20 protein-coding genes are annotated in these 23,027 nt (G+C 68.2%); 5 read left to right on the top strand and 15 right to left on the bottom strand.

Annotation, left to right across the window (positions count from 1 at the left end; all coding sequences use genetic code 11):
* The gene (locus tag AC5O77_RS04460) at positions 1 to 1,179 is read left to right on the top strand and encodes a glutathionylspermidine synthase family protein (RefSeq protein WP_135967423.1); all 1,179 of its coding nucleotides are present in this window, start codon (positions 1 to 3) and stop codon (positions 1,177 to 1,179) included.
* 441 nt (positions 1,180 to 1,620) lie between these two features.
* On the opposite strand, the gene AC5O77_RS04455 is transcribed toward AC5O77_RS04460, so the two are convergent.
* From AC5O77_RS04455 to AC5O77_RS04415, 9 genes are all read right to left on the bottom strand, one after another.
* Positions 1,621 to 2,919, bottom strand: coding sequence for a DUF58 domain-containing protein (locus AC5O77_RS04455; RefSeq protein WP_253144150.1), 1,299 nt, complete (start codon positions 2,917 to 2,919; stop codon positions 1,621 to 1,623).
* On the bottom strand, positions 2,916 to 3,902 hold the full coding sequence (locus AC5O77_RS04450; protein WP_494506523.1) for an AAA family ATPase: 987 nt from the start codon (positions 3,900 to 3,902) through the stop codon (positions 2,916 to 2,918). The genes AC5O77_RS04455 and AC5O77_RS04450 overlap by 4 nt, the downstream gene beginning before the upstream one ends.
* Positions 3,899 to 5,083, bottom strand: coding sequence for a DUF4350 domain-containing protein (locus tag AC5O77_RS04445; protein WP_049461684.1), 1,185 nt, complete (start codon positions 5,081 to 5,083; stop codon positions 3,899 to 3,901). The genes AC5O77_RS04450 and AC5O77_RS04445 overlap by 4 nt, the downstream gene beginning before the upstream one ends.
* Positions 5,080 to 6,696: a DUF4129 domain-containing protein gene (locus tag AC5O77_RS04440; RefSeq protein ID WP_346485357.1), complete on the bottom strand. Its 1,617-nt coding sequence runs from the start codon at positions 6,694 to 6,696 to the stop codon at positions 5,080 to 5,082. The genes AC5O77_RS04445 and AC5O77_RS04440 overlap by 4 nt, the downstream gene beginning before the upstream one ends.
* On the bottom strand, positions 6,686 to 7,678 hold the full coding sequence (locus AC5O77_RS04435) for a stage II sporulation protein M (RefSeq protein ID WP_032129115.1): 993 nt from the start codon (positions 7,676 to 7,678) through the stop codon (positions 6,686 to 6,688). Before AC5O77_RS04435 ends, AC5O77_RS04440 begins: the two co-directional genes overlap by 11 nt.
* On the bottom strand, positions 7,675 to 8,364 hold the full coding sequence (locus AC5O77_RS04430) for an RDD family protein (RefSeq protein ID WP_049400866.1): 690 nt from the start codon (positions 8,362 to 8,364) through the stop codon (positions 7,675 to 7,677). Before AC5O77_RS04430 ends, AC5O77_RS04435 begins: the two co-directional genes overlap by 4 nt.
* A 124-nt stretch (positions 8,365 to 8,488) precedes the next feature.
* Positions 8,489 to 9,019, bottom strand: coding sequence for a gamma carbonic anhydrase family protein (locus AC5O77_RS04425; protein ID WP_494506522.1), 531 nt, complete (start codon positions 9,017 to 9,019; stop codon positions 8,489 to 8,491).
* A gap of 255 nt (positions 9,020 to 9,274) precedes the next feature.
* Positions 9,275 to 11,164 (bottom strand): tRNA uridine-5-carboxymethylaminomethyl(34) synthesis enzyme MnmG, encoded by a 1,890-nt coding sequence (mnmG, locus tag AC5O77_RS04420; RefSeq protein WP_494506521.1) that lies wholly within the window; start codon positions 11,162 to 11,164, stop codon positions 9,275 to 9,277.
* Between the two features lie 550 nt (positions 11,165 to 11,714).
* The gene (locus AC5O77_RS04415; RefSeq protein WP_019337023.1) at positions 11,715 to 12,200 is read right to left on the bottom strand and encodes a hypothetical protein; all 486 of its coding nucleotides are present in this window, start codon (positions 12,198 to 12,200) and stop codon (positions 11,715 to 11,717) included.
* Positions 12,201 to 12,359: 159 nt separating this feature from the next.
* Between AC5O77_RS04415 and AC5O77_RS04410 the strand changes: the two genes are divergently transcribed.
* Both AC5O77_RS04410 and AC5O77_RS04405 read left to right on the top strand, forming a co-directional pair.
* A complete protein-coding gene (locus AC5O77_RS04410; RefSeq protein ID WP_494506520.1) occupies positions 12,360 to 13,322 on the top strand; it encodes a pyridoxal-phosphate dependent enzyme in 963 nt (320 codons plus the stop codon).
* Positions 13,307 to 13,951, top strand: a complete 645-nt coding sequence (locus AC5O77_RS04405) for a YdcF family protein (RefSeq protein WP_032127185.1) — start codon at positions 13,307 to 13,309, stop codon at positions 13,949 to 13,951. The genes AC5O77_RS04410 and AC5O77_RS04405 overlap by 16 nt, the downstream gene beginning before the upstream one ends.
* A 256-nt stretch (positions 13,952 to 14,207) precedes the next feature.
* Here the strand turns inward: AC5O77_RS04405 and bioC are convergent, their stop codons facing one another.
* The 6 genes from bioC to AC5O77_RS04375 form a co-directional block, all read right to left on the bottom strand.
* Complete coding sequence (gene bioC, locus AC5O77_RS04400; protein WP_049461689.1) at positions 14,208 to 15,092, bottom strand: malonyl-ACP O-methyltransferase BioC; 885 nt, start codon at positions 15,090 to 15,092, stop codon at positions 14,208 to 14,210.
* 12 nt (positions 15,093 to 15,104) lie between these two features.
* Complete coding sequence (locus tag AC5O77_RS04395; RefSeq protein ID WP_494506519.1) at positions 15,105 to 15,884, bottom strand: SDR family oxidoreductase; 780 nt, start codon at positions 15,882 to 15,884, stop codon at positions 15,105 to 15,107.
* Between the two features lie 29 nt (positions 15,885 to 15,913).
* A complete protein-coding gene (gene bioH / locus AC5O77_RS04390) occupies positions 15,914 to 16,693 on the bottom strand; it encodes a pimeloyl-ACP methyl ester esterase BioH (protein WP_494506518.1) in 780 nt (259 codons plus the stop codon).
* Between the two features lie 18 nt (positions 16,694 to 16,711).
* A complete protein-coding gene (bioF, locus tag AC5O77_RS04385) occupies positions 16,712 to 17,935 on the bottom strand; it encodes an 8-amino-7-oxononanoate synthase (RefSeq protein ID WP_478058530.1) in 1,224 nt (407 codons plus the stop codon).
* A gap of 67 nt (positions 17,936 to 18,002) precedes the next feature.
* Complete coding sequence (gene bioB, locus AC5O77_RS04380) at positions 18,003 to 19,046, bottom strand: biotin synthase BioB (RefSeq protein ID WP_049400859.1); 1,044 nt, start codon at positions 19,044 to 19,046, stop codon at positions 18,003 to 18,005.
* Between the two features lie 158 nt (positions 19,047 to 19,204).
* Positions 19,205 to 20,611 (bottom strand): hypothetical protein, encoded by a 1,407-nt coding sequence (locus AC5O77_RS04375; protein WP_494506517.1) that lies wholly within the window; start codon positions 20,609 to 20,611, stop codon positions 19,205 to 19,207.
* Positions 20,612 to 20,952: 341 nt separating this feature from the next.
* On the opposite strand from AC5O77_RS04375, the gene AC5O77_RS04370 reads away from it, so the two are divergent.
* Together AC5O77_RS04370 and AC5O77_RS04365 are read left to right on the top strand one after the other, a co-directional pair.
* Positions 20,953 to 22,296 carry a chloride channel protein gene (locus AC5O77_RS04370; protein WP_478058524.1) on the top strand — a complete coding sequence of 448 codons (1,344 nt, stop codon included), beginning with the start codon at positions 20,953 to 20,955 and terminating at the stop codon, positions 22,294 to 22,296.
* Positions 22,293 to 22,955, top strand: coding sequence for a hypothetical protein (locus AC5O77_RS04365; RefSeq protein ID WP_049422587.1), 663 nt, complete (start codon positions 22,293 to 22,295; stop codon positions 22,953 to 22,955). The genes AC5O77_RS04370 and AC5O77_RS04365 overlap by 4 nt, the downstream gene beginning before the upstream one ends.
* Positions 22,956 to 23,027 lie beyond the last annotated feature (72 nt).

Genomic DNA, 23,027 nt, shown 5'->3' with positions numbered 1-23,027 from the left:
ATGCAGCGCATCCGGATTGCCGAGCGTGCCCAGTGGCGGGCACGTGCGGATGAAGCGGGTTTCCGCTTCCACACCATCGACGGCCAGCCGTATTGGGATGAAAGCGCGTACTACGCCTTCACCCTGCGCCAGATCGAACAGGACATCGAAGACCCCAGCGCCGAGCTGCACCAGATGGCGCTGGACCTGGTCGGTGATGTCATCGGCAGCGAACGCCTGATGGACCAGCTGGCGATTCCGTCGCATTACCGCGACTGGATCGCCGACAGCTGGCGCCAGCGCCAGCCGCATCTGTACGGTCGCCTGGACCTGGCCTACGACGGTACCGGCCCGGCCAAGCTGTACGAGTTGAACTACGACACGCCGACCTCGCTGTTCGAGGCCAGCTTCTTCCAGTGGCAGTGGCTGGAGGACCAGCGCAACGCCGGTCGCCTGCCGCAGCATGCCGACCAGTTCAACGCGATCCATGAGGCGCTGGTCGAACGCTTCGGCGAACTGGCCACGCAGCTGCCGCCGCCGCTGTATTTCAGCGCCGTGGGCAGTTCGGAAGAAGACCGCGGCACCGTCGACTACCTGCGCGACTGTGCGTCGCAGGCCGGCCTGCACGGCCAGGCCATCGCCATCGAGGATATCGGCCTGTCCGAGGACGGACGCTTCACCGCGCTGGACGATTCGGTGATCGGCACGCTGTTCAAGCTGTACCCACTGGAAGACCTGATGGCCGAGGAGTTCGGCCGCGCGCTGCCCGGCTCGGGCGTGCAGCTGCTGGAGCCGGCGTGGAAGGCGGTGCTGAGCAACAAGGGCATCCTGCCGCTGCTGTGGCAGCGCAACGTGGGCCATCCGAACCTGCTGGAAGCGCATTTCGATGACGGCAGCACGCTGGCCTCGGGCTGGGTGCGCAAGCCGCTGTTCTCGCGCGAAGGCGCGAACATCGAGATGCACCTGGCCGATGGCAGCACCCAACGCAGCGACGGTCCCTACGACGGCCCGGCGATCATCCAGCGTGCGCATCCGCTGACCCGCTTCGAAGGCGGCTACCCGCTGATCGGCAGCTGGGTGGTGGGTGACCACGCCTGCGGCATCGGCATCCGCGAGGACGACAGCGCGATCACCCGCGACAGCGCGCGCTTCGTGCCGCACGCGATCGTTGACGAGGCGCCGACGCGGATCTACGTCTGATGACAGTGCGGCGCCCACGGGCCGGCGTGGGCAACCATAGCCCGTCGTAGAACAACCGCTGTGGGTAGAGGCCGACCCTGGTCGGCGCTGTGGGTTCGTGCCAACCAAGGTTGGCACCTACCAGAGCGATACGTTGGTTGTTGCAGGGGTAGTGCCGGCCGCTGGCCGGCAACCGTTGTTGGTAGATGCCGACCCTGGTCGGCGCTGTGGGTTTCGTGCCAACCAAGGTTGGCACCTACCAGAGCGGTGCGTCGGTTGTTGCAGGGGTAGTGCCGGCCGCTGGCCGGCAACCGGTGTTGGTAGAGGCCGACCCTGGTCGGCGCTGTGGGTTCGTGCCAACCAAGGTTGGCACCTACCAGAGCGGTGCGTTGGTTGTTGCAGGGGTAGTGCCGGCCGCTGGCCGGCAACCGTTGTTGGCCCCCACCAGAGCGATCGCTGGTATCAGAGCAGCCCTTCGCGCTTCACCGCCAGGTAGCGTTCCACCAGCGCACCGGGCAGGGCATCGGCGGTGACGTCCAGCACCATCACCTTCTCGCTGCGCAGCGCCTCATGCGCCTTCGCGCGCTGCTGCAGGTACAGCGCCGCTGCACCGGCCTGGGTGGCGTCTTCCAGTGTCTGCACTTCGCTGTCCAGCACACCGTCCAGCTCACGCTCGCGCAGGCTGGCCACGCATACCAGATGGCGCTGCTGCAGCAGGCGCACCGCCGCCAGCAGGTCTTCGATGTCTTCGTCGCGCACGTTGCTGACCAGCATCACCAGCGCGCGCCGGCGCTGGCGCAGCGACACCTCGGTGGCGGCGGCCAGGTAGTCGGTGGCGACCGCGCGCGGCTGCAGGTCGTAGCTGGCGCGCAGCAGGTGCTCGACCGTGCCCATGCCACGCTGCGGCGCCACCCAACGGCGCTCGCCACCGGTGGCGAACAGGCCGGCGGCGTCGCCCTGGCGCAACGCCAGGTAAGCCACCACCAGCGAGGCGTTCAAGGCATGGTCGAAGTGCGAGAGCCCGCCTTCGCTGGCCAGCATGCGCCGACCGCTGTCGAGCATCAGCAGCAGCTGCTGGTTCTTCTCGTCCTGGTATTCGCGCGAGATCAGCTTGCGCGCACGCGCGGTGGCCTTCCAGTCGAGCTGGCGCAGGCTGTCGCCGATGCGGTACTCGCGCATCTGGTGGAAGTCGGTGCCTTCGCCGCGGCGGCGCTTCACGTGTGCACCGACCAGCCGCGAGGCCTGGTCGGCACTGAACAGGGCAAAGCGGGTGAGCGGCACGAAGTTCGGATAGACCCGCACGTCCAGTGCGGGCGGCAGCGTGCGTTGCTGCCACCACAGCCGCCACGGTGAACGCATGCGCAGGTGCACGCCTTCGAAGCGGAAATGCCCACGCTGCAGCGGCTGCAGGTGGTAGTGGAGGGTGGAAGCACTGCCCGCCTGCAGGCGCACGCGCTGCGGCAGTGATTCCAGCGGCCAGCCGCCGGGGACCAGGTCGAACACCTGCACCGTCATCGGTGCGTCCGCCTGCAGCCGCAGTGCAGCCTCGCGGCGCACGCCCAGTGCCAGCGCTTCGGGCAGTTCGCGCTGCACCTGCGGCGACGGACGCCGCCACTGGCGCCACAGATCCATCAGCGCCGGCACGGCAATCGCCAGCGCCGCCAGCGCCCAGCTCCAGCGCGGCAGCAGACCGCCCAGCACCAGACCGCCCTGGGCAGCCCAGGCCAGCAGTAGTGCCAGCAGCAGCGGGGCCGGCCTCATCGGCGCGGCGCTTCCACCTTGGCCAGCAGCGCGCCCAGCACGTCGTCGGCGTCCTGGCCTTCGATCTGCAGTTCCGGGGCCAGCGCGATGCGGTGGCGCAGCGCCGGGCGTGCGATGTCGCGCACATCATCCGGAGTGACGAAATCACGACCGGCCAGCACCGCCTGCGCGCGCGAGGCACGCACCAGCGCGATGCTGCCACGCGGGCCAGCGCCGACCGCGATACCCAGCCACTGCCTCGTCGCCGCCACGATCCGCACCGCGTAGTCGACCACTTCGTCGTCAACCGTGATCGCGGCGGTGGCACGCTGCAGTTCCAGCAGCTCACCAGCATCGAGCACGCGCGGCACCTGGCTCAGGTCGAAATCGCTGGCGGCACGGCCACTGGTGATCGCAGTCACCATGCGCTTCTCGTCCTCCAGCTGCGGATAGTCGATCAGCACCTTCAGCAGGAAGCGGTCCAGCTGTGCTTCCGGCAGCGGGTAGGTGCCTTCCTGCTCCAGCGGATTCTGCGTGGCCAGTGCCATGAACGGCGGCGCCAGGGTGAAGGCCTTGCCTTCGATGGTCACCTGGCCTTCCTGCATCACTTCCAGCAGCGCCGACTGGGTCTTGGCCGGTGCACGGTTGATCTCGTCGGCCAGCAGCAGGTTGGTGAACACCGGACCGCGACGGATCTTGAAGCTCTCGCTCTTCGGGTCGTACACCGCGTGGCCGCTGACGTCGCTGGGCATCAGGTCGGGGGTGAACTGCACGCGGCCGTAGTCCAGTTCCAGGGCCTGTGCCAGTGCGCGCACCAGCAGGGTCTTGCCCAGCCCGGGTACGCCCTCGATCAGCACGTGACCACCGGCAAGCAGGGCCACCAGGATCTGGTCCAGCACCTCGGCCTGGCCGATGAAAGCGTGGCCGATGGCGTCGCGGATGGCATCGACGCGTTCGATCAGGCGGGCGTTGGCGGCCGCCGGCAGCTCGGGGACTTCGGTCATAGCAGGGATCTCATCTGGAGCAGCAAGCGGATGCGCTCGCGCAGGGCGGAGGAATCGTGCGGCGGTGGGGGCGTGAGCGCGCTGGCGACGCGGCCCTGCGGCCACTTCAGCAGCTCGGCGATGGCCTGATCGCGCGGCGCACCATCCAGTGCGGCGGCAATCGGTGCGCGCAGGCGCAGGCGGTGCAGGAACAGGGCGAGCACGGCCTCGTACAGGCGTATGCCGTGACCGAAGCGCAGCAGCAGTTCACCACTGGCACGCACGTGCTCCAGCAGTGAACGACGTTCCAGCACCGGCGACGGCAGCAGGCTGCCGAAGCGCTGTGAACGGCCCCACAGCCAGCCCAGCAAGGCCAGCAGCAACGGCACCCACAACGGCCAGCCCTGATAGAACATGCGCGACCACAGCGACGGCGGGCGGCTGGCATAGACCAGCCAGACCGCACCCTTGCCATAGTTCGGATCGAGCAGGTAGCGGGTCAGGTCGCGATGCGACGCGTCGTGCAGGCCGTCGCTGGCCCCGCCACCTGCCGACGCCAGGCGCGCTGCCGGTGAGTCCACTTCGCTGCGCATGAACTCCATGTCGGCCAGCACGCTCACTCTGCCCTGGCCGTGGCGCAGGCGCGCGAACACCAGGTCGCGATCAGTGCCCCAGCGGCGTTCGGCCTGCGCACTGGCCGCAAACCCCAGGGTGAAGCGGCGGCCACCACAGAATTCGACGTGGCCAGGATCGTCGTCGACATGGAAGGCCTGGCAGTCGCTGCGCTGGAACAGGCTGTCCACGCCCAGCCGGTCCAGCAGGGGGCCCTGTGTGCTGCCGGCATCGTCCTCGGCCGGCGGCGGTGTACGTACCAGCAGGTGACCGCCACCGTCGACCCAGTCCAGAAGTGCGCTGGCGACGGGCGGCGGCAGTTCGCTGCTGTCCTGCAGCAGCACCACCGTGTCGTGGCGCCCCAGCGTCATCTGCTGCAACTCCAGCCGCGGTCGCGAATGCACGTCGATGCCATCGGCGCGCAGGGCCTGGCCGAGCACGTACAGCGGGTTGTAGGCGGCCTCGCCCTGTGGCGGCAGCCGGATCGTCTCGGTCACCCGCTCGTGCGTGCGCAGGTAGAGGATGGTCAGCGGTACGCCGAACAGCACCAGCGCACCGAGCAGCAGCGACCAGAACAGGCGCGGACTCATGCCTGCCACCCGTACTGCTGGCGCAGGGTATCGGCCAATGCATCGAAATCGGCGCGGCTGGGCAGGCGGCCACCGTAGGCGGCGTACTGCCACATGCGCACGATGCGCGCGAACAGGTCACGGTCGCTGGCCTGGGGCATGCGTCGCGATGCGCGCAGGCATTGCGCTTCGGTGGCACCGGGTGGAAGCGCGATACCGCTGCGCTCGCCCACCGTGCGCACGCTGGCGCGGTACAGCAGGGCCAGCGCCTGCCGCGGCCGGCCCTGGTCCCAGAGCAGGCCGGCCTGGGTGGCCACGTCCGGCGGCAGCACCACCGGCAACTCCACCTGCTCCTCCAGCACCTTCGGTGCAGCGTCGGCCTTGCGCCGGCCACTGCCACGCAGCCACGGCAGCCACAGCCGCGCGGTCAGCAGCAGCACCAGCAGCAGGATGCCGAGCAGGCCCCACAGGCCCCATTCGGCCAGCCGTGCCAGCCAGGCGATGCCGTCCTTGCGCGCCTTGCGTTCACCTTTGCTGTTGGTGTCACGCTGCAGCTGCTTGTCTTCCTTCTTTTTTTCCTCGGCCTGCTCGATCGGCTTCCAGCGGGTGACCTGGCGGGTCGGGCGCTGCAGCGGGTCTTCATAGGCGCGGTTCACTGCCTGACGGAAACCGGCGGTGTCCACCGGCGCTGTACCGAAGATCATTGCCGGCGTATTGGCGGGGTCGTTGGCCGCGGTGGCCGGTTCTTCCGCACTGTCTTCGTCCTCTTCGGCATCGCCTGCCTGCTCCGCGACCGTCTGCGCGTCCTGCGCATGCACCGGTGCGGACACCAGCGGCAGTGCCAGCCACAGAAGCAGCGCCAGCGTCGATGCTGCCGGCAGCAGCCGCTCGCGCAGGCGGCGCAGGGCGATTTCGACATCCCAGGCTTCCATCTGCGTTCGACGGTTCAGGTACAGGCCAAAGCCCGCACCGACGAAGAACGGGCCGATCAGCACCGAGGCCAGCCAGCACGCCAGGTTGAAGCCCAGCCGTGCCCATGCCGGCGTGTCCTTGCCAATCATGTCCCACGCCGCACGCCACGATTCGGACATCAGCTCCAGTGGCATGAACATGAACACCGCACCGATCGCGCCGGATACCAACACGGCTTCGAACGCCAGGCAGGTCACCGTCAGTACCAGTGCCGCGCCCGCTGCGCCGGCTGCCACCGCACGACGGCGTGGGCCGCGCTGGCCCGGTGTGTTGCCTTCCAGCAGGTTCACCGGCAGGCACAGGCTGCGCAGCACGCTGAAGCGGCGCCAGCCCAGGTAGCCCCAGAAGCCGCTGTTGCCCCAGCTTCGCTGCGCGCGCAGCGCGGCCAGCGTGCCGACCGGCTCACCGAAAATGCCGCGCGACAGCACGTACAGCGGCGCGCGTTCGAACAGCGGCTTGCACCACCACATCGCCAGCCAGGCCCAGCCGAAGGCATCCAGCCACCAGCCCAGCGCGTTGAAGATCACGAACAGCGGTGCACTGGCCAGCAGCCAGCTGCCCCACAGCGCACGCGCGTGACGGCGGGACAGGGCGGTGCCCAGCTCCATCGCTTCCCAGCCACTGCGGGCGCGCAGCGCCACGTCCAGGCGGTCAATGCGCATGGCCGCCCCCACGTCCGCCGCGCCACAGCCACAGCAGCACGCCGGCCCACAACACACCGGCCACGCTGAACTTGCCCCACGCCGGTACTTCGGCAAGCGAGGACCAGAAGGCTTCGATGAAGGCGGCCACCAGCAGCATGAAGGCGACACCGAGGCACAGCCGTGCGCCGATGCGGCCGCCTTCGACCAGTGCATCCAGGCGGCTGCGCCGGCCCGGTGCCAGCAGCTTCATGCCCAGCTGCAGACCGGCACCGCCGGCGATCACGATCGCGGTCAGCTCGAAGGCACCGTGGCCGACCACGAAGCGCCAGAACGGGTCGCCATGGCCGATGTGCTGCAGGTGACCGGCCACCGAACCGATGATCACGCCGTTGAACAACAGCACCAGCAGCGTGCCCAGCCCAGCCAGCAGTCCGCTGGCGAAGGTGCGCAGGGCGATGCTGATGTTGTTCATGATGTAGTGGCCGAACATCATCCAGTCGGTGCCGCTGTCACGCCCCAGGCGCTCGGCGGCGGGATCGTACATGCGCTCCATCTCGGCGATCTGGCGGTTGTCCATCAGCATGTGGATCAGGTCCGGATAGACCTGCACCAGCACGAAGCAGGCCACCGCCGGCAGCGCGAACATCGCCAGCGCCACCCACATGCTGCGCGCCTGGCTGCGCACCAGCAGCGGGAAATCGGCCACCAGGAACTCCAGGGCACCCCGCCAGCGCGTCGGCGGCGTGCGGTACAGCACGCTGTGGCCCTGCTGCATGAGCTGCTGCAGGCGCTGCACCAGCTGCGGGCTGTAGCCGCGTTCGCGGGCCAGCGCCAGTTGCTGGCACAGCCGCCGGTAGCGCTGCGGGAAGGTGGTGTCGTCCAGTGCCAGGCCGCTGGCCTTGCGGCGCGTGCGGCGTGAGGCACCAGCACGCAGCAGCAGCCACTGCTCCAGGTCCTGCCATTCCTGCTGGTAGCGGGCGACGAACTGTTCCTGCTTCATCGCCGCCCCAGCAGCCAGTTGGCCATCGCATACAGGCGCAGCACGCCGACCTGGCCATGGGTGCCGGTCAGTGGCTCGGCAATACCGGCCAGCTCCTGCTGGCGTGCCGCCGACAACCGTGGCGCGCGCTCGGCGAAGGCCATCAGCGCAGCCTGTTCCTCTGGTCGCAGCGGCTGCGGCGGAGCCAGCACGCTGTCGATGGTCGGCGGCGGTGGCAGGTACAGCGCGGGTGCGTGCACCACCACGGTGCCCGCCACCAGGTCGCCAAGGCGGCGGCCATGCGGATCGAACAGACTGCTGATCAGGCCCAGCGCATAGCCGAACGGCAGCATGTCCACCGTGCGCAGCAGGTTGCGGGTGATCGCCGCCATCCAGCCTACCGGCGCGCCATCGCGGGACAGCACGCGCAGCCCCAGCGCACGCTTGCCCAGTGTGCGCCCCCACAACGCTTCGCAGACGATCGGGTAGGCCCAGTAGACCAGGAACATCAGCACCAGGTAGAGGCCGGAGCCGAACTTGTCCAGCAGCGCCAGCGGAATGGACACCAGCACCAGTGCCGCGATGCGCACGCCAAGATCGACCAGCCAGGCCATCGCCCGCGGTACCGGGCCGGCGGCAGGCAACTGCAGCGGCACACCCTCCGGCGTCACCACCTCGCGGTAGGTATCGAGCATCGGTGCGGCCATCAGCGCGATGGCCTTCGTTGTGGGCGCCGGAGTCCTCTCCGGCGGGCAGCCACAGGCATGGGGGGTCTCGACAGGTCCTGGTCGGGCCAAGACTTTAGCAGAGCCGCATGGCAGCGTCGGGGGCTCAGTCCCGGTATTCGTCCTTCAGCCGCACGTAGTGGTCGGCCGAGTAATGCAGCGCCTCGATCTCCTTGTCGCTGAGCGTGCGTGCCGGTCGTGCAGGGTTGCCGACCCACAGCTCGCCTTCGCCCACCACCTTGCCGGGGCCGATCACCGCACCGGCGCCGACGAAGCCATGGCGCTCCACGCGGGCGCCATCGAGGATGCAGGCGCCCATGCCGATCAGGCTGTAATCGCCGATCGTGCAGGCATGGATGATGCAGCCGTGGCCAACGGTCACGCCTTCGCCGATCAGGGTCGGGTAGCCGGCCTTGTTGTACGGGCTGTGGTGGCTGACGTGGATGATGGTGCCGTCCTGCACGTTGGTGCGTGCACCGATGCGCACATGGTTGACGTCGCCGCGGATGACCGTGCCCGGCCATACCGACACGTCATCGGCCAGCTCCACGTCGCCGATGATGGTGCAGGCCGGATCGATGTACACGCGTTCGCCGAGGACGGGCATCTTGTCGCGGAAGGGGCGCAGCGGGTTCATCGAAGTCTCCGGAAATCAGGGCGTTCACGACGATGATACCTGCGTGGTCTGCACGCCGCGCGCGCACCGCAGGGTAGTGCCGGCCGCTGGCCGGCAACCTCAAGGTCATGTCTGGAGTTCTGCGATTGCCGGCCAGCGGCCGGCACTACCCGCTACGGTTCGTAGCTGTAGCCGATGCTGTATGCGGAACAGCGGATCGCGCGCAGCATTGCAGTGGATCCACGCCATGCGTGGATGGCATCTACCGCGCTCGTGTTATGCCACGCGTCCCCGGCGTGCGCGCTCCAGGTGCACCAGCAGCAGCGAGATCGCTGCCGGGGTCATGCCCGGAATGCGCTGTGCCTGGCCGATGGTCTGCGGGCGTACGCGCTCCAGCTTCTGCAGCGCTTCGGCCGACAGCCCGCGCACCGTCGCGTAATCGAAGGCTTCAGCGATCGGCGTGGCTTCATGCCGCTGCTGGCGCTCGATCTCCTCGCGCTGGCGGTCCAGGTAGCCGGCGTACTTCACGCCGATCTCCACCTGCTCGGCAACCTTGCCATCGGCCACCGCCGGGCCCAGCGAGGGCACCTGCATCAGCTTGGCGTAATCCAGCTCGGGGCGCTTGATCAGGTCCAGCACGTTGGTCTCGCGACTGACCGCCACGCCCAGCGTCTCGTTCACTTCGCGGCCCAGTGCATTGGCCGGGGTTGCCCACAGCGCACCCAGGCGTGCGCGCTCGGCAGCGACGGCGGCCTGCTTGGTCTCGAACGCGCTCCAGCGGCGATCATCCACCAAGCCCATTTCGCGGCCGGTCGGGGTCAGGCGCTGGTCGGCATTGTCCTCGCGCAGCTGCAGGCGGTACTCGGCGCGGCTGGTGAACATGCGGTAGGGCTCGTTGGTGCCGTGGGTGATCAGGTCATCCACCAGCACGCCCAGGTAGGCTTCGTCGCGACGCGGGCACCAGCCGTCCAGCCCACGCACCTGGCGTGCGGCGTTGAGGCCGGCCAGCAGGCCCTGCGCGGCGGCTTCTTCATAGCCGGTGGTGCCGTTGATCTGGCCGGCGAAGAACAGGCCGTTGACCAGCTTGGTCTCCAGCGAGGCCTTCAGCCCGCGCGGGTCGAAGAAGTCGTACTCGATCGCGTAGCCGGGGCGGGTGATGTGTGCGTTCTCGAAGCCACGGATGCTGCGCACCATCTCCAGCTGCACGTCGAACGGCAGCGAGGTGGAGATGCCGTTGGGATAGATCTCGACGATGCCCAGGCCTTCGGGTTCGACGAAGATCTGGTGGCTGGCCTTCTCGGCGAAGCGCACCACCTTGTCCTCGATGGACGGGCAGTAGCGCGGGCCGATGCCTTCGATCTGGCCGCTGTACAGCGGCGAACGGTGCAGCGCGTCGCGGATGATCTGGTGGGTCTGTTCGGTGGTGTGGGTGATCCAGCAGCTGACCTGCTGCGGATGCTCGTCCACCGAGCCGAGGAAGGACATCACCGGCCGCGGCGAATCGCCGGGCTGCTCGTCCATCACGCTGTAGTCCAGCGAGCGGCCATCGATGCGCGCCGGCGTGCCGGTCTTCAGGCGGTCCACCTGGAACGGGCGCTCGCGCAGCCGCGCGGCCAGTGTGGTGGCCGGCGGGTCGCCCATGCGGCCGGCGGCGTACTGGGTCGGGCCGACATGGATCTTGCCGGCCAGGAAGGTGCCGGCGGTCAGCACCACCGCTTCGGCGTCGAAACGCAGGCCGGTCTGGGTGATGACCCCGCGCACGGCGTCGCCTTCAATGACCAGGTCATCGACGGCGGCCTGGAACACGGTCAGATTGACCTGGCCTTCGACGATGGCGCGGATCGCCATGCGGTACAGGTTGCGGTCGGCCTGGCAGCGGGTGGCACGCACGGCCGGACCCTTGGAGGCGTTGAGCGTGCGCCACTGGATGCCGGCGCGGTCGGCGGCATGCGCCATCGCACCACCCAGGGCGTCGATTTCCTTGACCAGGTGGCCCTTGCCGATGCCGCCGATGGCCGGGTTGCAGCTCATCGCGCCCACCGTTTCGATGTTGTGGGTCAGCAGCAGGGTGCGCACGCCGGTGCGGGCCGCGGCCAGCGCGGCTTCGGTGCCGGCGTGGCCACCGCCGATGACGATGACGTCGTAACGATGGAAGGACGGGTTCATGGGGGGCTGTTCAGCTGGGGGCGGGCGCGGACCGGGGGCGGCGCCGGGGTGGCGATTTTAGCGCCATTCGGGGCCGGGACGTCGGTGCCGGCCGGCCGGCGTCGAAATCAGCCCTAAAGTTGGCAGGATTTTTGCAGATAACCCAATAGCACCCACCGTGGCTGGCGCCGTAGGCGCCCGTGACCGGAATTGGAACAGGGGCCGGTACAGGCGCACGGTGGGGGAGCAGAGGGCCGGCAGTCGGGGGACTGTCCGGCCCTGTTTTTTTGTGGCTGTCGGGAAGGCGCCATCCACGCATGGCGTGGAGCTACTGACGCTGGGGCCCGCGCCGGTTGGCGACCCAACAAAACAAACGGCCCCGCATTGCGGGGCCGTTTGTCTTCAGAGGTGCCGACATCCGACAGGGCCGGAACAGGGGGGATCCAGATGTTCCTGTCGGATATCGACGTAGAGCTTTTTGCGGCGGCCCGTGTCGTTTTTGTCACTTTGTGACGCGGGCCGTCACTGTCCGCGTAGATTGCGGCTTAGACCGTGTGAAATGCAAGACGGTTCAGCGCTCAACTGTGCGCTGCGTCGCACGATCCATGTTGCGCCAGGGGGAACCGTTCATCCTCGGCGCACTCGGTGCCGGTGCCGGACGGGCCTGCGGCGGGGGCGCCGACGGCTGGGCGTTCGATTGCGGCGGGCGGCGCATGGAGTCCATGTTCCGCCACGGCGAACCCCCGTTGTACGACGGTCGCGACGGCGGCGGCGGACGGTGCTCGCCGCCATTGCCCGGACGCGGCGGCGGGCGGTGGTTGTGCGGCGGGCGGTAGATCGGGCGCGAGTAATACGGGTTGCCGTAGCCGCCGTAGTAGCCGCCATAGCCACCGTAGTAGGGGCCGTAGTTGTAGGGATAGCCGGCCGGGTAGCGGTATTCCACCGACGGCGCACCGTGGTAGTAGCTGCCGCTGCGGCCGCCGCCGACATAGTCGTAGGTGGTGCAGCCGGTCAGGGCCAGCAACAGGCCACCGGCAAGCATCAGGCGCATTTTCATGGTGGGTCCCCCCAGAGGACGGGTGTGCAGTCAGCTTCGGGCGCCAGCGTTGAATCGGCCCTTAATTCCGCCGGCCAGGATGAATGGAGGCGTAGGGCTGCATGCTGGCATGACCTGTGTCCCGGTCGCCAGCGCGGGGGCATACGTTAATCTTGCGTCATGAGCGATTCACTGTTGCCCCGCGCCGACGACGTCCTGCTTGCTGCCGCGAGGATCGCCCCGCATGCCAGCGTGACCCCGGTGCTGCGCTCGCACACGCTCGATGCGCTCGCCGGGGCACAGCTGGCGTTCAAGGCCGAGCACCTGCAGCGTGGTGGTGCGTTCAAGTTCCGCGGTGCCTGCAACGCGGTGTGGTCGCTGGAGTCTGATTCCGCCAGTGCCGGCGTGGTCACCCACTCCTCCGGCAATCACGGCGCCGCCCTGGCGCTGGCCGCACGTACCCGGGGCATTCCCTGCCATGTGGTGGTGCCGGAAGGTGCGGTGGCGGCCAAGCTGGCCAATATTGCGCGCCATGGCGCCACGCTCTGGCACTGCCCGCCGACCATTGCCGACCGTGAGGCCACCTGCGCCAAGGTGCAGGCCGACACCGGCGCGACCCTGGTGCATCCCTATACGAATCCGGCGGTGATGGCCGGGCAGGGCACCGCCGCCCTGGAACTGCTGCACAGCGACGGCCCGTTCGACGTGCTGGTGGTACCGGTGGGCGGCGGCGGCCTCGCCAGCGGCACTGCGCTGGCGCTGCAGCACGCCAGCCCGCAGACCCGTCTGGTGCTGGCCGAGCCGGCCGGTGCCGACGATACCGCGCGCTCGCTGGCCGCTGGCGAGCGCCAGGACGCGTTCACCCCGGACACGATCTGCGATGGCCTGCGTACCCTGATCGGCGCGCCCAATTTCGAACTGCTGCGCGCGGCCGGTGCCGAGGTGATCGTGGTCGATGACGCGGCGACGATGGCCGCGATGCGCCTGCTGTGGGAGGTGCTCAAGCAGGTGGTCGAGCCGTCCTCGGCCACCGTGCTGGCTGCGGTGCTGGCGCAGCCGCAACGTTTCGCCGGACTGCGCGTGGGCCTGGTGCTGTCCGGCGGCAACGTCGACCTGCCAGCGCTGCGCTGGGGCGCGCAGTGAGCCGCGACCGGCAGCGGCCTCGCACCGGCCTGCTGGGCTGGCTGTGGCGGCTGTTTGTCCTGCTGGTGATCTGGCTGCTGGGCGTGACTGCCTGGATCGTCTGGGTCGGCGAGCGTGACCAGGCCGCCAAGGCCGACGCCATCATCGTGCTGGGTGCGGCCGCCTATGACGCCAAACCTTCACCGGTGTTCGAAGAGCGTATCCGGCATGGGCTGGACCTGTACGAGGCCCAGTACGCGCCGCTGCTGATCTTCACCGGCGGCTACGGTGGCACCGGTGCGCGTTTTTCCGAATCGCAGGTGGCGCGGCGTTATGCGCTGAAGCACGGTGTGCCGGACGATGCGATCCTGATCGAAACCGCCTCGCGCAATACCGTGCAGAACCTGGTTGAAGCCAAGCGGCTGATGGACCAGCGCGACCTGCACCGGGTGATCATCGTCAGCGATCCGCTGCACATGGCGCGCGCGCTGCGCCTGAGCAAGGCGCTGGGCATCGATGCGCTGGCCTCGTCCACGCCCAGCACGCGCTTCCGCAGCTTCCACACCAGCTGGCGCTTCCTGGTGCAGGAAATCTATTTCTTCCACCGCGACCTGGTGCGCCCGCCGCTGAGTTCGCCGGCCAATACCTGAGGGTGCCGCTGCGCTCGCCGGGCATGGCCCGGCGCTACCCGGTTCACGTGCCGGCCCATACCCGCCTTTGGTAGGTGCCGACCTTGGTCGGCACACTGCTGGCGGCACCGCGATCTGATGGGGTGTGCCAACCAAGGTTGGCACCTACCAGAGCGATTCGCGTACGGCGTGGCATGCGGTAGTGCCGGCCGCTGGCCGGCAGATGCCCAGCATGGAATCGTGAGGTTGCCAGCCAGCGGCCGGCACTACCGGACGATCAGCTCTGCTTGCGCCGGATCGGAATTGCCGACACCGGCACCGAGGCCACGTCATGCCCGCCTTCGCGGATCGGTGCGCCCGGGTCCGGTGCCCAGGCGTGCGCATAGATCACTTCCCAGCTGCTGGGCAGCTTGCCGTCGGCACGACGCATCGGTTCATACGCCGCTGCCGCAGCGGCGAAACGGCCACGCCCGGTCAGCGTGTGGCGACGGTCGACGCGGGCATTGGTCGCGCCCATCGCACGCAGTTCGCGCATCAGTGACGGCAGGTCGTCGTAGGTCAGGGTGAACAGGTCGCGGTCCAGCACCGGGTCGCGGAAGCCGGCCATCATCAGCGCATCGCCGAACTGGGCGATCTGCGCGAAGCGGCTCACGTGCGGGCGGTCATCGGCGGCGGCGAATGCTTCGTTGAGCTCGACCAGCGTTTCCGGGCCAAAGGTGGAACACACCAGCAGGCCGCCCGGCTTGAGTACGCGACGGAACCCGGCGAACACCGCCGGCAGGTCGTCCACCCACTGCAGGCACAGGTTGCTGAAGATCACGTCCACGCTGTTGTCGGCCAGCGGCAGCGCGGCGGCGTCACCGCACAGGCGCTGGAACGGCTTCCACCAGCCGGCCTGGCGCTTGGCCTGGTCCAGCATCGGCAGCGCCACGTCCAGCGCGATCACCTGCGCCTTCGGCCAGCGCTTCTTCATCAGCGCGCTGGCGTGTCCGGTACCGGCACCGATGTCCAGCACCACCTCGGGCTTGCGCGCCTCCAGGTAGTCCAGCGATTCGATCAGCCGCGACTGCACCTCGCGCTGCAGGGCGGCGGCGGCGTCATAGCTGTTGGCGGCGCGGGCGAACGCGCGGCGGACATGGCGGGCATCGAAGTGGGACGGCATTGCGAAAGTCTCTTAGAACGTACCGGGGTAGGCGCCGCCATCGATCAGCAGGTTCTGCCCGGTGAGGTAACCGGCCTGTGCGCTGCAAAGGAACGCGCAGGCGGCGCCGAATTCATCCGGCGTGCCGAAGCGGCCGGCGGGGATCTGCTGGCGGCGGCGTTCGGCCACTTCGCCAGCATCGCCGTCCTTGCCGGCACTGTGGGCGAAGTTGGCACGCAGGCGGTCGGTGTCGAACTGGCCGGGCAGCAGGTTGTTGATGGTGACGTTGTGGGCCACGGTGCGGCGCGACAGGCCGGCGACGAAGCCGGTCAGGCCACTGCGCGCGCCATTGGACAGCGCCAGAATGGCGATCGGGGCTTTCACCGCCGATGAGGTGATGTTGACGATGCGGCCGAAGCCGCGTTCGATCATCGCGTCGACGGTGGCGCGGATCAGCGCGATCGGCGCCAGCATGTTGGCGTCCAGCGCGGCAATCCAGTCGTCACGCTCGAAGGTGCGGAAATCACCGGGCGGCGGGCCACCGGCGTTGTTGACCAGGATGTCCACCTGCGGGCACGCGGCCAGCGCTGCGGTACGGCCGGCCTCGGTGGTGACGTCGGCGACGACCGCGCGTACCTCGGCGGCGCCGGCCAGCGCGCGCAGCTCTTCAGCGGCGACCTGCAGCGCAGCTTCACCACGAGCCACGATCACCACGTTGACGCCCTCGCGCACCAGCGCACGCGCGCAGCCCAGGCCCAGCCCCTTGCTTGCGCCGCAGACCAGTGCCCAGCGGCCATTGATACCCAGATCCATGCGTCAGTCCTGCGGAATTCGGAAGGCGCTCATTGTCCGCCATCGACCGGTGACAGGCCGGCAACGAAGTGTTGCAGGGCGGCGGCCACTTCGTCGGCATGGCCGAGGAAGGGCGCATGGCCGCCGTGGGCGATGGTCAGCGCCTGCGCACCCGGGGCCAGTGCCGCGGCGGCCTGCATTGCCGCCGGTGAGACCAGCCGGTCGCGTTGGCCGGCGATCCACAGACTGGGTTTGCCCAGCGTCGGCAGCGCGCCACGCAGGTCGGTGCTTTCCAGCAGGCGCAGGCCTTCCAGCAGCGCGCGTTCGGTGGGTGCACCGCGCTCGACCAGGCGCTGGCGCAATGTGCGCAGCTCCTCGCGGGCGTGCGCCGAGCCCATCACGTCCAGCGCCAGGAAGCGCTCCAGGGTGCCACCGAAGTCGCTGGCCAGCTCGCGCCCGAACTGTTCGAACACCGCCGGTTCCACCGCGTGCGGCCAGTCTTCGCCACGCACGAAGCGCGGCGTGGCGGCGATCATCGCCAGCCCGCGCACCTTCGGCAGGGTGGCCGCCGCATGCAGCGCGAACAGGCCGCCCAGCGACCAGCCACACCACACCGCCGGCGGCGTGGCCGCGGCAATGGCATTGACCACGAACGGCAGGCGCAACGGCGTGGTGTCCTCGCGGCTGTGGCCATGGCCCGGCAGATCAACCAGATGCAGGGTGAAGCGATCGGCCAGGCGTTGCACCAGCGGCGCGAACACGCCGCCCTGCAGGGCCCAGCCATGGATCAGTACCAGGTCCGGCCCCTGGCCGGTGACGTCGATATGCATGGGAAAACGGCAGCAGGCTCAGGCAAAGACAGGCAGCGGCGGTGGCGCGGCCTCACGCACGGCCAGGGTCACGCGATCGCGCGCGCTGGCGATGGCCTCCACCAGGCCACGCACCTGTTCCGGCGTATGCAGCGCGGACAGGGTGACGCGCAGGCGTGCCTTGCCTTCCGGCACCGTCGGTGGGCGGATCGCGCCGACCAGCCAGCCGGCCTGCTCCAGCGCCGTGGACATCGCCACGGCGGTATGGTCATCACCACATAGCAGCGGCTGGATCGGCGTTTCCGAAGCCATCAGGTCCAGGCCGTGGCGACGCGCTTCACTGCGGAACAGCGCGATCAGGTCGGTCAGTTTGGTGCGGCGCCAGTGGTCGCGGCGCGCCAGGCGCACTGCTTCAAGCGCCGCAGCGGCCATCGCCGGTGGCACGGCGGTGGTGTAGATGTACGGGCGCGCGGTTTCGGCCAGATGCTCGATCAGGTCGTCACGGCCCAGCACCAGTGCACCGGAACCGCCCAGTGCCTTGCCCAGCGTGACCAGTTGCAGCGGTACGTCGTCCACGCCCAGCCCGGCGGCGGCCACGGCACCACGGCCATCACCGACCACGCCCACGCCGTGCGCGTCATCGACGTAGAACAGCGCCTGCTGCAGGCGTGCCACAAGCGACAAAGCGCGCAGCGGTGCGATGTCGCCATCCATGCTGAAGACACCATCGGTGGCCAGCATCGCCGCGCCATCGGGCGCGTGCTTGAGTTGACGCATCGCGCCTTCCGCATCCAGATGCGGATAGCGGCGCAGGCGTGCACCGGCCAACCGCGTCGCATCGAGCAGGCTGGCGTGGTTGAGCTTGTCCTGTACGCAGACATCGTTCTCTTCGCTCAGCAATGCCTGCTGCACCGCCAGGTTGGCGGCGAAGCCACTGCCGAACAGCAGCGCACGCGGATAGCCCAGCCACTCGGCCACTTCGCGTTCAAGTGCCTCGTGCAGGGCGTGGTGGCCGCAGACCAGGTGCGAGGCACCGGCGCCAGCGCCTTCGCGTGCGGCGGCGTCCTGCAACGCGTTGACCACGCTGAACTGCTGGGCCAGGCCCAGGTAGTCGTTGCTGCAGAAGCCGGTCAGCCACTGGCCGTCCACTTCCAGGCGTACGCCATCACGACGGGTGACCGTGCGCCGCGTGCGGCGACGGCCTTGGGCATCGCGCAGGGCGCGTTGGGCGTGGAGGCGGGCGGTCAGGTCGGGGCGGGCCATGGTGGCTGAATGCGACGACGGGGCGGCTAGGGTAGCGCGTTGCCGCGACGCCTGCTTGCGGCCCGTCTCAGGCCGCGTGAGCGCAGCCACAGCCGGGTGCATCGGCGCTGATATCGGCGTGCACGGTGCCGCCGTGGTCGTGGCCCTCGGCATCCACCTGCACCGCCATCGGCTGCAGTCCCAGCCGCGCGAACAAGGCCAGGTCGCGTTCGCTTTCCGGGTTGCCGGTGGTCAGCAGCTTGTCGCCATAGAAGATCGAATTGGCACCGGCCAGGAAGCACAGCGCCTGCAGCTCATCGTTCATCGCCTCGCGCCCGGCCGACAGCCGCACCATCGAGCGCGGCATGGCGATGCGAGCCACCGCGATCATGCGCACGAACTCGAACGGATCCAGCTCGGCACTGCCATGCAGCGGCGTGCCGGCCACCTGCACCAGCTTGTTGATCGGCACCGAATCGGGATGCGCCGGCAACGTGGCCAGTGCCAGCAGCAGGCCGACACGCTGCGCGCGCGTCTCGCCCATGCCGACAATGCCGCCGCAGCAGGTCTTCAGACCGGCATCGCGCACGTGCTCCAGCGTATCCAGGCGGTCCTGGTACTGGCGCGTGTGGATGATCGAATCGTAGTAGTCCGGCGCGGTGTCGAGGTTGTGGTTGTAGTAGTCCAGGCCGGCGTCCTTCAGCGCACGTGCCTGTTCGCCACTGAGCATGCCCAGCGTGGCGCAGGTCTCCAGGCCCAGTGCCTTCACCCCGGCGATCATTGCCGCCACCTTCGGAATGTCGCGGTCCTTCGGCGAACGCCACGCGGCACCCATGCAGAAGCGCGACGCACCGGCGGCCTTGGCCTGGCGTGCCTTGGCCAGCACCGCATCGGTCTCCATCAGCTTCTGCGCGTTCACCCCGGTGCTGTAGCGCTGCGCCTGCGGGCAGTACGCGCAGTCTTCCGGGCAGCCGCCGGTCTTCACCGACAGCAACGTGGAGACCTGCACCTGCGATGGGTCGAAGTGCTCGCGGTGGACCGCTGCGGCGCGGAACAGCAGCTCGGGGAACGGCAGATCGAACAGCGCCTGCAGTTCGTCGTGTTGCCAGTCGTGGCGGATGGCAGCAGCCATGGCGGGACCTTGGGTACGAGTGGAGCGAGGGCGGCAGTGTGGGTGGGCGTGCGCAGGCTGTCAACAATACGCGTGTTCACATGGTTTACAGTGTTTGCACTCCGGGCGATCCCGCCCGGAGCGTTGCTTCTGTCGTCGAGCGCGAAAAGTGATCGGCATCAAGGCGTGTGCGGTGTTTCGCTGATCAGCGCGGTCACCTTGCCGAGGATGAAGGGACCGTCATCGAAGTAGCCGTGGCCCCAACCTTCGCGCTGGTCGGCATTGAGGTCATCAAGGGTCCACCAGCTCACCGCGCCTTTTCCCTTCCGGGCGAAGAACGCCTGGCAGGCCGAGATGTCTGCCCACGCCGCAGAGTTGCGATAGACGTTCTCCCGGGTGAAGAAGCGCTCCATGCCGAGCAGAGGCTCATCGGCAGCATCTTCGAAGATGTTGGACACGATGTAGAGCAGCGAACCGGGAAAGAACAGTGAGCGCTCGTTGGCTTCGTCGGCATCCTTCATCGCCAATTGCCGGAACCTCCCGATTCGGTCCTCGTGCTTCGAGATGGCACGCGCGAACCGACGACACGTCACCGCAGGCGCTTCGAGAATAAGGTCGAACTTCAGATCCGGAAGGATCTGCGCCGCCTGGTCCAACAGCTCACACAGGAAGATGCTGCCGGCGCTGTGGCCGACGAGCGTGATGCGGGGAACAGAGGCTTCGGACTGCAACTGCCTGTGCAGCTCGCGCAGGAATCTGACGCCACCCGATGCCGGGCCGTCGAATGAATCCTGTGCATCCTTCTTCATGGGATTCCACCAGCCGATGCGCCCCACGTCATCGAGATAGAACTCTCGCAGTACTTCTTCCACGATCACGGCGGAGACGGCACCTGGACGCCCCAGGCCATTGTGCTGGCGTTGCCATACGCGTATCACCAGTCTGGCCACCTTGATGGCCAGCGCGATCCAGTTCAATGCCATGGCCTTGTTGGGTGACGGAGTGCCAAACAGTTCCCTGGCCGTGCGCTCGTTGACGATGGCCGCGTGTTCGGCTGGCGGTTCGGGTGCCAGCATCTTGTTGGCGGGCGCCAGCGTCGCCTCCCTGTAATCCTCACGGGCCTCGGCAATGGCCTGGTTCACCTCGGGATCATCAGCGAATTCCTGCGCGAGATCTGCCGAAAGGCTCTCCTCGTCGGGTGGCGCGGCATTGAGGATCTTCATGCCGGGCGTGAGAACCTGCCCGTCTCCTAGCTTTTCCAGGATCTTGTCGTGGACTTTCCTGAAGAGAAGTTTGGCGAGTACTGCACCCAGGATTTCGCCCAGGTTGTTCAACGGAGCTTCGATGTCACCCGTTTCCCAGACGAAGAACAAGGGGTAGGCCTGTGCCCGCACATAGGGGCCATGCAGGGCTTCTGCGATGCGCCGTCCTCGCTTCTGCGAAACGCGGCCGCCATGTACATGGATGACGATTCCGGAAGGTGACCTGGCCTGCAGCGCGCGACCGACAATCCGGCGAAGGTCTGATTCCTGCAGCGTGCCATCACGAAGATGGATGATGTGATCCAGCGGGTCGTAGGCATTCATCTCACACTCCATTGTCATTGAGGATGTCGAGAACGAAGCAATTCACGCAGATGTCGGCACGCAGGTGCTGGCAAGCGCTACCGCGATGACGAGCGGTGGCGGCCTTTCGTTGCCGGCGGAGCTGCACCCCTCCCCAGAGGGCAGCGGCTGCAATGCTACCTCCACGAGGCGCGTTGGACGAACCCGGCAGGAATCGGCCGGCCTTCACGCATGTGGGGCGGCGTGCCATTGCTGCCAAAGCATGCGGTTCCCGGTGCGTGAGCGTATTCACCACATCCTGCAAGGCCTTCGGCCACAGTGGCCGCTGCCCAACCAAAGCGCCGGCGCGCAGACTTTGCCCCATGACCGATCTCCATCGCCTCCGCGGCCGCATCACCGCGCTGGTTCTCAGCGAGGCCTGGCGTCGCCGTGCCGCGCTCTGGGGCGGCGCCGTGGCCGTGGCGCTGGTGGCCATCCTGTTCGCCAAGGCCAGTGACGCGGCCTTCCATCTGTTCCAGCGCATCACCTCGCACTCGCCGTGGTGGGCCCTGCTGCTCACGCCGGGCATCTTCGCGCTGCTGGCCTGGCTCACTTCCGGTGTGCTGAAACCCACGCGGGGCAGCGGCATTCCGCAGGTCATCGCTGCGTTGGACAAGCCCGATGAGCCGTTCCGGAAGGTCAATCTTTCGCCTGCGGTCTCGGCGGGCAAGCTGCTGCTGACCTCGTTGTCGCTGCTTGGCGGCGCGTCGGTCGGGCGCGAGGGCCCGACGGTGCATGTGGGCGCCAGCCTGATGTACCTGTTCGGCCGCTGGTTCGGCTTCAAGGACCCGCGCGAGCTCTCGCACTTCCTGCTGGCCGGTGGTGCTGCCGGCATTGCGGCGGCGTTCAACACACCGCTGGCGGGTATCGTCTTCGCCATCGAAGAGCTCAGCGGCCGCTTCGAACATCGTTTCTCAGGCACCTTGCTGACCGCGGTGATCGTCGGCGGCGTGGTATCGCTGGGCCTGCTGGGCAACTACACCTACTTCGGTCATGTGAGCGCGCGGCTGCCGCTCGGCCAGGGCTGGCTGGCGATCCTGCTGTGCGGCGTAGTGGCCGGGTTGCTGGGTGGATTGTTCGCGCGCGCGGTGCTGGCCAGTGCGGCGGGCCGCCCGCGTTGGCTGGGCCAGCTGCGGCAGCGGCATCCCGTGCTGCTGGCTGCAGGCTGCGGCCTGGTGGTGGTGGCGCTGGCGTTGACGTTCGGCGAAGGCGCGTTCGGCACCGGCTACGAGCAGGCGCGCAGCCTGGTGCAGGGGCAGGCGATGGTGGGCCATGAATTCGGTCTGATGAAGCTGCTGGCGAATCTGGCGTCCTACGTGGCGGGCATCCCCGGCGGCCTGTTCTCGCCGGCGCTGGCGGTCGGTGCCGGCCTCGGCCACAACCTGGCGGTGCTGATGCCGGGTGTGGATCCGCGTGCGTTCGTGCTGCTGGGCATGTGTGCCTATCTGACCGGCGTCACCCAGGCACCGCTGACCTCCGCGGTGATCTCGCTGGAGCTGACCGACAGCGGCGATCTGCTGCTGCCGATCCTGGCCACGGTGCTGATCGCACGTGGCGTGTCCGGGCTGGTGTGCCGGGTGCCCATCTATCGCGGGCTGGCGGAGGTGTTGATGATGCCCGCCGTCGTGCCACACTCGCCTTCCAGCGGAAAGGATTTCACGAAGTGAGTTACACCATCGCCCCTGAACAGGTCATCGATTACCCGCCCGAGCGCTTGCGCGAGTTCCATGGCAGCGTGGTCGAGTACATCGACAACCGGGTGTTCATGCTGGATCCGGGGCAACTGGTCGGCGAACCTGCCGCGCAGGCCTACCGGGAGATCGCAGCCGGGATGTTCACCGCGCTGGGCTGGCAGGGAGATGGCCGCATCGAGCTGTTGTGGCTGCCCGCCTTCGTTTTCCCGCTGTCCGAGCACATGGCGGATGTCGGTGTTGGCGTCTGGCATGTCAAGCAGGACGAAGACGGCATCTCCTACCTGTTGTCGCCGGTGCCGATGCCGTTCGAGGCACTGCACAACACGCCACACTGGAAGGAGGTCCGCCAGGCGGCACACCGCAGGCGCGGTGCACTGGGCCGAGCGGTGGATGAAGTCCTGCACTATGTATGGGATCCAATAGGCATCCAGGCCAATCCGGACTGCCGTGGCGAGTACGCCGCCTACGCAGATCGCATCGAGTCCCAGCTGCTGCGCGGTGCAGGCGAACAGGAACTGTGTGCGGCCCTTGCCGGCATGGCGCGCAATGAGATGGGCGTCAATCCGGATGAGCGCAGGACCCAGCGCGCCGCCGCCGCCCTGGTGGCCTGGCGGGCATCCCTGCGTGACTGACCCGATGAGACGGCCGACAGCACTGCGTCCGCTTTCCTGACCGTCCGGCGTGGTTGCCGGTGATGGTTCCGG

It is taken from the genome of Stenotrophomonas sp. INTA L402-1, from assembly GCF_059295135.1.
Note: the sequence above shows the minus strand (reverse complement) of the source record. Positions and strands in the feature narration are given on the sequence as shown.

What these genes read in the sequence shown, in the direction of transcription:
- AC5O77_RS04430 (WP_049400866.1), bottom strand. Translation starts at nt 8,364, where the DNA reads ATGGCCGCACCGATGCTCGATACCTACCGCGAGGTGGTGACGCCGGAG.
- AC5O77_RS04450 (WP_494506523.1), bottom strand. Translation starts at nt 3,902, where the DNA reads ATGACCGAAGTCCCCGAGCTGCCGGCGGCCGCCAACGCCCGCCTGATC.
- AC5O77_RS04410 (WP_494506520.1), top strand. Translation starts at nt 12,360, where the DNA reads ATGAGCGATTCACTGTTGCCCCGCGCCGACGACGTCCTGCTTGCTGCC.
- mnmG (WP_494506521.1), bottom strand. Translation starts at nt 11,164, where the DNA reads ATGAACCCGTCCTTCCATCGTTACGACGTCATCGTCATCGGCGGTGGC.
- AC5O77_RS04370 (WP_478058524.1), top strand. Translation starts at nt 20,953, where the DNA reads ATGACCGATCTCCATCGCCTCCGCGGCCGCATCACCGCGCTGGTTCTC.
- AC5O77_RS04445 (WP_049461684.1), bottom strand. Translation starts at nt 5,083, where the DNA reads ATGAGTCCGCGCCTGTTCTGGTCGCTGCTGCTCGGTGCGCTGGTGCTG.
- bioH (WP_494506518.1), bottom strand. Translation starts at nt 16,693, where the DNA reads ATGCATATCGACGTCACCGGCCAGGGGCCGGACCTGGTACTGATCCAT.
- AC5O77_RS04375 (WP_494506517.1), bottom strand. Translation starts at nt 20,611, where the DNA reads ATGAATGCCTACGACCCGCTGGATCACATCATCCATCTTCGTGATGGC.
- AC5O77_RS04455 (WP_253144150.1), bottom strand. Translation starts at nt 2,919, where the DNA reads ATGAGGCCGGCCCCGCTGCTGCTGGCACTACTGCTGGCCTGGGCTGCC.
- AC5O77_RS04435 (WP_032129115.1), bottom strand. Translation starts at nt 7,678, where the DNA reads ATGAAGCAGGAACAGTTCGTCGCCCGCTACCAGCAGGAATGGCAGGAC.
- AC5O77_RS04460 (WP_135967423.1), top strand. Translation starts at nt 1, where the DNA reads ATGCAGCGCATCCGGATTGCCGAGCGTGCCCAGTGGCGGGCACGTGCG.
- bioC (WP_049461689.1), bottom strand. Translation starts at nt 15,092, where the DNA reads ATGCCGTCCCACTTCGATGCCCGCCATGTCCGCCGCGCGTTCGCCCGC.
- bioB (WP_049400859.1), bottom strand. Translation starts at nt 19,046, where the DNA reads ATGGCTGCTGCCATCCGCCACGACTGGCAACACGACGAACTGCAGGCG.
- AC5O77_RS04440 (WP_346485357.1), bottom strand. Translation starts at nt 6,696, where the DNA reads ATGCGCATTGACCGCCTGGACGTGGCGCTGCGCGCCCGCAGTGGCTGG.
- AC5O77_RS04415 (WP_019337023.1), bottom strand. Translation starts at nt 12,200, where the DNA reads ATGAAAATGCGCCTGATGCTTGCCGGTGGCCTGTTGCTGGCCCTGACC.
- AC5O77_RS04425 (WP_494506522.1), bottom strand. Translation starts at nt 9,019, where the DNA reads ATGAACCCGCTGCGCCCCTTCCGCGACAAGATGCCCGTCCTCGGCGAA.
- AC5O77_RS04395 (WP_494506519.1), bottom strand. Translation starts at nt 15,884, where the DNA reads ATGGATCTGGGTATCAATGGCCGCTGGGCACTGGTCTGCGGCGCAAGC.
- bioF (WP_478058530.1), bottom strand. Translation starts at nt 17,935, where the DNA reads ATGGCCCGCCCCGACCTGACCGCCCGCCTCCACGCCCAACGCGCCCTG.